Here is a 6642-nt window from a genome sequence, read left to right on the forward strand (position 1 = left end):
AGTTTTCGCCAGTCCCGCCAGTAAAGACAATACCGGTAAAGTTAGGTAGCGCACAGCTTAAGCTGGCAAGGTACTTAGCGACGCGGTAGCAGAACATCTCAATCGCAAGCTTAGCGTCTTGATGACCTTCATTTGCTGCTTGTTCGATAGTACGTAAATCATTGGATAAGCCTGAAATTCCCAGCAGGCCACTTTCGTTATTGAGCATCTTATCGGTTTCTTCTAAGCTCATGCCTAGCTGGCGCTTGAGATGAATATGCAGGCTTGGGTCGACATCACCGCTGCGCGTGCCCATCATCAGCCCTTCAAGCGGCGTCAAACCCATACTGGTATCGAGACTTTCACCATTATAGACAGCCGTCGCCGAGCAGCCATTACCTAGGTGCGCGGTCAACCAACCATGTGGCGCTTTAGCACTGGTGATTTCGCTGGCGCGTTCTGATACATAAGCGTGCGAGGTACCATGAAAGCCGTAACGACGGATTTTATATTCATCATAAAAGACTTTTGGCAGTGGATAACGAAAGGCAACAGGTGGCATGGTTTGGTGGAAGGCGGTATCAAATACCACCACTTGCGGAATCTCGGGATAAATTGCTTGTACTGCTTCGATACCGAGCGCATTGGCAGGGTTATGGAGCGGTGCCAATACTTTTAAGCGTTTGACTTCTTCTAACACATGCTGATCGACACGCACCGCTTCTGAATACTCGCGGCCGCCATGCACCACGCGGTGGCCGACAGCAATAAAGTGATATTGCTCAAGTAACTCAAGGATTTTTTTCAAGGCCAGTTCATGACGACCGCCAGCGATGGCGATTTCTAGATTTTCACCATTTAGCGTTGTGTGTTTGATGCGCGCAGTGTCGAGGCCTAAGTTTTCTGCCAGACCTGTGATACGCGTAGCATTGTCTTCGCTGATGAGTGCGTATTTGATTGAAGAGGAGCCGCAATTAAGGACTAAAGTGGGGTTGGTTAGATTCGATGTTTCAGAGTCTTTATCATTAAAATTGGTGGTTACGCCAGCGCTCATACTCTATCCTTAGAAGTTATTTTTTGGGTGGTGATTCGACATCGATAGTCACCGATTACATAAAAAAACCAGCCATATTCTTGTCGCCGTAAGCCAAACAGCTGCCATACGCAACAATCCTATCGCTGTTTTTTATCATTGCTTTTAGTCTTACTTTTCGCATTATTTTTAATATTTTTCTTGATATTGTTTTTCGCATTTCAGGCTTGCAGTGTTTTTAAAATATCTTAAAAGCGCATAATTGCCCAAAATGCTCGCAGCGGTTAATGGCTATTAAAACCCATACTAGCGCTTCATTGCTGCTGCAAGGGTTCACTATAATGTACCATATTTTGAGGTTTATACCACGATAACTATAAGGCTTTAATCGTGCCGTTTTATACAAGTGTACACCGAATGCCATCAACCGCTGCCAGAGATAATAGGATAAAAGCACTTTTTATAAAATTGTAAGTAAGTTTGTCTGTGGCTATTTGTCTGTAGTTATTAAGAGCGTTTATAAAATCCCATTTTGCCTATCGTTAGTCGTTAATTCTTATAAATTTATGCGCCAATCAGCAGCAGGGAGCGCACAACTTTATCGAATAATGCTATGATTAAAAAATTGTCCTATTTTTCTATTGCAGCCCTATTTTCGCTGATAGTGATTGTTATCGCCTGCAAACCATTGCAAGATGAAAGGTTAGCCATTCTATGTTTACTATACGCCGTACCTCAAATTTTAACAGCGCTAATTTAAGCGTTGACGTCAAACCTGCTATCTATCAGGTAACCATAGCGACGCTGGTAATTGGGGCAACTGCCTTGGCAGGTTGCGGGCAAAAAGGCGATTTGTACTTAGCAGAATCGAGTAGCCAAACGGTAAAAGATAATACGGCTGTGCTTGAGAGCACCAGTCATCCGCAAGATGCCGCCTTTGCTAAGCTCAATGACAATGCAAATAACGCGCAAAACGCTGAAGATTTTCAGTTGCCGGCGCCAAGTACGGATCCTAACGATTATTAGTGCTTGTCTATTAGTATTGGTTTATTAAAAGCCAAATACTCAAACGATTTTTAGCCTATCTAAGCTGCTAAACCCCTTAACTATTTAATCCGTTAATTCCTTAATACATTGATTATATTAGAGACAACTTTATGAGTCAGTCAGTCACGACCAAAACTGAGCAAGGATTGTATGTGGATCCTGAAGCCTTAACCGCCCATTTGCCTGCGCTCGATTATCGCGGTGGCGCGTTATATATGGAGCAGGTAAGTATTGATGAGGTGGTTAAGCACTATGGTACGCCGTGTTATATTTATTCAAAACAAGCGATTTTAGACGTTTATCAGGCTTATACGACGAGTTTTGCCAGCCTAAAGCATCAGATTTGTTATGCGGTAAAGGCAAACTCGAACCTTGCTGTACTTGGTATCTTGGCGCAAGCAGGGGCAGGGTTTGATATCGTCTCACGCGGTGAATTAATGCGCGTATTGGCGGCGGGCGGGAAAGCTGAGCGCGTGGTGTTTTCAGGCGTTGGCAAAACTTATAGCGAAATCGAATATGCGCTGAATCAAGGTATTGGCTGCTTTAACGTTGAGTCAATTAGTGAATTGGCGCTGATTAACGAAGTGGCAAAAGCGCTTGATAAAACCGCGCCGATTTCATTGCGGGTCAATCCAGACGTCGATGCCAAGACCCATCCGTATATCTCAACCGGTTTAAAAGACAATAAGTTTGGCATCAGTCATGAAAATGCCGTTGCGGTTTATGAGCAAGCGGCGCAGCTCTCTCATATTAATATTGTCGGTATCGACTGTCATATCGGCTCGCAGTTGACAGAGGTTGCACCATTTGTAGCGGCACTAGATAAAGTGATCGAGCTGATACATAGTTTGCGAGATAAAGGTGTTGAGCTGCGTCATATCGACTTGGGCGGCGGGCTTGGCGTACGTTATATCGATGAAACGCCAGTGTCTATCGAGGAATTCGCCCAAGCGTTACTGCCTAAACTAAGCGAGCTTGGTTTAACGGTATTCTTCGAGCCGGGTCGTAGTATCGTGGCCAATGCCGGTGTATTATTAACCAAGGTCGATGTGTTAAAACCAACCGAGCACAAGAACTTTGCCATTGTCGATGCGGCAATGAATGACTTGATACGTCCAGCGTTATATCAAGCAGAAATGGCGGTGATTCCTGTGACATTACCCAAAGACGGTTTAGATACCGATGGTACACAGCTATGGGATATCGTTGGGGCGATTTGTGAAACCGGTGACTTTTTAGCAAAAGACCGCTTACTGTCATTAGCAACAGGTGATATTTTAGCTATCACCGGTGCTGGTGCGTACGGCTTTACCATGAGTAGCAATTACAATTCGCGCGGTCGTGCTAGCGAAGTGATGGTAGCCGATGATAAGCATCAACTGATTCGCAAACGCGAAACGCTTGAATCTTTATATGCTGATGAAGTGTTGTGGCAGGATAAATAGTTTTTAGCCAGTTTACTGCTTACAATTTTTTAATTAAAAAAAACCCATTGTGATAACGACAATGGGTTTTTTATTGCCTGCTTTAATGAAAATTTGAATAAAAAATATTTGTTCGGTGATAGAGCTTTAACTTAGCGTTTGATAGCGGTGATAATTATGATTGTATCTGACAGCGTGCTACTATAAGGCATACATAAAAATAGGATAGGATAACAAGGATATGCTAATAGAATTTACAAAAATGCATGGGCTGGGCAATGATTTTATGGTCATCGATTTGGTGACCCAACGCTTAGAGTTGACCAAGGAATTGGTACAGCTGCTGGGCGATCGTCATTTAGGCATAGGCTTTGATCAATTGCTCGTCGTTGAGCCGCCGATGCGCCCCGATGTTGATTTTAGTTATCGCATTTTTAATACCGATGGCACAGAGGTTGAGCAGTGCGGTAATGGCGCGCGCTGTTTTGCCCGTTTTGTGCAAGCGCGTAAACTGTCATTTAAGCAGCGTCTGCGCGTTGAGACGGCAAGCGGGATTATCTCCTTAACGACCGACCGTTATGGCTGGGTCGAGGTTGATATGGGTAAGCCCAAATTTGAGCCAAGTGAAATTCCCTTTACCCCAAGAGCGACGACCAAAATCCAAAACGCCTATCATCTAAACGTTAATGGTACGCCGGTGCAGCTGTATGTCGCCAATATGGGCAATCCGCATGCGGTCATCAGGGTTGATAATGTCCTAGAAGCTGATGTTGAGACCTTGGGTAAAGCCATCGAATCACATCCGGCCTTTCCAGAGCGCGTCAATGTCGGCTTCATGCAGGTCATGAATCAGCGTCATATCCGTCTGCGTGTTTATGAGCGCGGCGTTGGCGAAACCCAAGCGTGTGGCACGGGCGCTTGTGCAGCGGTGGCGGTTGGTATCCGTGAGGGTTGGCTTGATGAAGGCGAAGACATACGCGCGCAGCTTTATGGCGGCAGCATGATTATCAAATGGCAGCCGGGGTATTCTGTGATGATGACTGGGCCAACGGCGTTTGTCTATGAAGGGGTATTTAGCCCAGATGGCTTAATGGCGCAAGCGGGCATTAAGCCAAATCCAGAAGGCTAATCAATCATGACGACAGCGCCTAGCTCAAATATTCAGTCAAACATTACATCAAACACTGAGTCAAACAAATGGCTATCGGCGGAATTGGCAACAACCATCGAAGCAGATAGCACGCTGCGAGAACTGCTAGCGCCAGTGCATCGTTGGCTAAATACGCTGTCGGTACGCAATCACTCCGAACACACATTGGTGGCTTATTTTGCAGGGCTAAATCAATTGGCGCTGTTTTTACGCGGCAAACGTCTGACATGGACGCGCTGTGATAAGCGGCAATTGGCCCAGCATATCAGCCAACGCCTTGATGAAGATAAGCTGGCATTAGCGAGCGTTCAGCAAGAGCTATCGGCTATCCGTCATTTTTATGGCTGGTTGATAGAAGAGGGTTTAGCGCGTATCAACCCGACTACGGGATATCAGCTTAAACGCAGCCCTAGACCGCTGCCGTCTATTGCCGATGTGGATTTATTGACGCAATTGCTTGACCAAGAAATCCCTGATACGCCAGAGCAGGCGCGCTTGTGGCTGCGGGATAAGGCAATGTTCGAACTGCTTTATAGTAGCGGTCTGCGTGTTGGCGAGCTGGTGGCGCTCAATATGGCCGATATAGACTTGGCTGATTTGCGCGTGCGCGTGACGGGTAAGGGCAATAAAACGCGCTTAGTGCCCTTAGGTATCAAAGCCGCCGAGGCGATTAAACGTTATCTACCGCATCGCAATCTGTGGGTAGAGCAGATGGACAATGCGTTGTTTATCAGTGAAAAATTAGGTACACGTTTATCCACGCGAGCCGTGCAGCAGCGTCTTAAGGTTGCGGCTACGCGCGCTGGGATTGCGCAAAATATGTATCCGCATTTACTCCGTCATTGCTTTGCGTCGCATATGTTATCTAGCAGTGGCGATTTGCGCGCGGTACAAGAAATGCTCGGCCATAGTGATATCAGTACCACGCAGATTTATACTCATGTCGATTTTGCCAAATTAACCCAAGTTTATGACCGCGCTCATCCGCGTGCGTCTCATGCGCAAAATGATGTTGATATTAATTAAGCTCCGATTATTTCTTAAGTATTTAATCCTACATTTATGCCAAACGATGGCAGTCAAAGATTGGCATCTTTTGCCGTCCTTGCGCTTGGTCAGCTTTGTCTAACGTCGCTAAAACCAGAGCATAATGTTTCTGCTCTTTATTAGTAGGGTTCTTCAACGCACTATCTTCATAGCTATTGATAATCGTGCCGTTATAAGCAGTAATCGTGCTATGCCCCCATGTTTGCCGACTATCGCCATTCTTATAAATATGCTCACCACCTTGTGCAGCGCCAATGACCATACACTGACTGTCTAACGCCCGTGCACGTAGTAATAGCGACCAATGTGCTTGCCCAGTCAAATAAGTAAAGGCTGATGGCGCACTTATTAATTCCGCGCCCGCTTGCCGTAAACGCTGTGCCAAGGCTGGAAAGCGTAAATCAAAACAAACGAGCTGATAAACGGCATCATTTGCTTCTAAAGTTGTAACAACAGTTTGCGTACCGGGCTCAAAAGTCGCCGCTTCATTATAGCTGCCTTGTTTATCGGCAACGGTTGCGGTAAATAAATGAATTTTGTCGTAGCGCGCCACGCGCTTACCATCGGGCGCAAACAACTGACTGACTTGGCGCAATCTACCATCGGGTACGATGACACCATCAGGGCGGTAAGGACAGGGCAGCGAGCCTGCTAACAGATAAATACCAAAAGCACGTGCATACTCGGCCATTGCGTCGGATAACTCATTAAAACGCTCGGCAGTGGCAAACTGTCGACCCATGCTACAGCAGTTTTCTGGCAAAACCACTAGCTGCGCGCCTTGCTTACTTGCCTCTCTAATGGCGGCTCTTATATCGGCTAAATTGGCTTCGATATCTTGCTGACTGCTCATTTGTACAGCCGCAATGGTCAGCGGTTCATTTTTAGTAATCTCATTCATAATATTATTCTCAATTTTTAAGCTTTATAGGGTTTTGCTCTTATTTATTTTTTATCCTGTT

The 6642-nt window shown here is 45.8% G+C and carries 6 protein-coding genes; 4 read left to right on the top strand and 2 right to left on the bottom strand.

Going from position 1 to position 6642, the window contains the following annotated elements:
- A partial coding sequence (locus tag V7D75_RS03895; protein WP_333613488.1) for an acetate/propionate family kinase occupies nucleotides 1-1033 on the bottom strand: 1033 nt, incomplete at its 3' end.
- 693 nt (nucleotides 1034-1726) lie between these two features.
- On the opposite strand from V7D75_RS03895, the gene lptM reads away from it, so the two are divergent.
- The 4 genes from lptM to V7D75_RS03915 all read left to right on the top strand — a co-directional run bounded on the left by lptM (nucleotide 1727) and on the right by V7D75_RS03915 (nucleotide 5659).
- Nucleotides 1727-2038 carry an LPS translocon maturation chaperone LptM gene (gene lptM, locus V7D75_RS03900; protein WP_333613489.1) on the top strand — a complete coding sequence of 104 codons (312 nt, stop codon included), beginning with the start codon at nucleotides 1727-1729 and terminating at the stop codon, nucleotides 2036-2038.
- 131 nt (nucleotides 2039-2169) lie between these two features.
- Nucleotides 2170-3504 carry a diaminopimelate decarboxylase gene (lysA, locus tag V7D75_RS03905; RefSeq protein ID WP_333613490.1) on the top strand — a complete coding sequence of 445 codons (1335 nt, stop codon included), beginning with the start codon at nucleotides 2170-2172 and terminating at the stop codon, nucleotides 3502-3504.
- Between the two features lie 220 nt (nucleotides 3505-3724).
- Nucleotides 3725-4612 carry a diaminopimelate epimerase gene (gene dapF, locus V7D75_RS03910; RefSeq protein WP_333613491.1) on the top strand — a complete coding sequence of 296 codons (888 nt, stop codon included), beginning with the start codon at nucleotides 3725-3727 and terminating at the stop codon, nucleotides 4610-4612.
- 6 nt (nucleotides 4613-4618) lie between these two features.
- Complete coding sequence (locus V7D75_RS03915; RefSeq protein ID WP_333613492.1) at nucleotides 4619-5659, top strand: tyrosine recombinase XerC; 1041 nt, start codon at nucleotides 4619-4621, stop codon at nucleotides 5657-5659.
- A gap of 34 nt (nucleotides 5660-5693) precedes the next feature.
- On the opposite strand, the gene V7D75_RS03920 is transcribed toward V7D75_RS03915, so the two are convergent.
- Nucleotides 5694-6581, bottom strand: a complete 888-nt coding sequence (locus V7D75_RS03920) for a carbon-nitrogen hydrolase family protein (RefSeq protein WP_333613493.1) — start codon at nucleotides 6579-6581, stop codon at nucleotides 5694-5696.
- Nucleotides 6582-6642 lie beyond the last annotated feature (61 nt).

It is taken from the genome of Psychrobacter sp., from assembly GCF_036731945.1.
Lineage (GTDB): Bacteria > Pseudomonadota > Gammaproteobacteria > Pseudomonadales > Moraxellaceae > Psychrobacter.

What these genes read in the sequence shown, in the direction of transcription:
- V7D75_RS03915 (WP_333613492.1), top strand. Translation starts at nt 4,619, where the DNA reads ATGACGACAGCGCCTAGCTCAAATATTCAGTCAAACATTACATCAAAC.
- V7D75_RS03920 (WP_333613493.1), bottom strand. Translation starts at nt 6,581, where the DNA reads ATGAATGAGATTACTAAAAATGAACCGCTGACCATTGCGGCTGTACAA.
- dapF (WP_333613491.1), top strand. Translation starts at nt 3,725, where the DNA reads ATGCTAATAGAATTTACAAAAATGCATGGGCTGGGCAATGATTTTATG.
- lysA (WP_333613490.1), top strand. Translation starts at nt 2,170, where the DNA reads ATGAGTCAGTCAGTCACGACCAAAACTGAGCAAGGATTGTATGTGGAT.
- lptM (WP_333613489.1), top strand. Translation starts at nt 1,727, where the DNA reads ATGTTTACTATACGCCGTACCTCAAATTTTAACAGCGCTAATTTAAGC.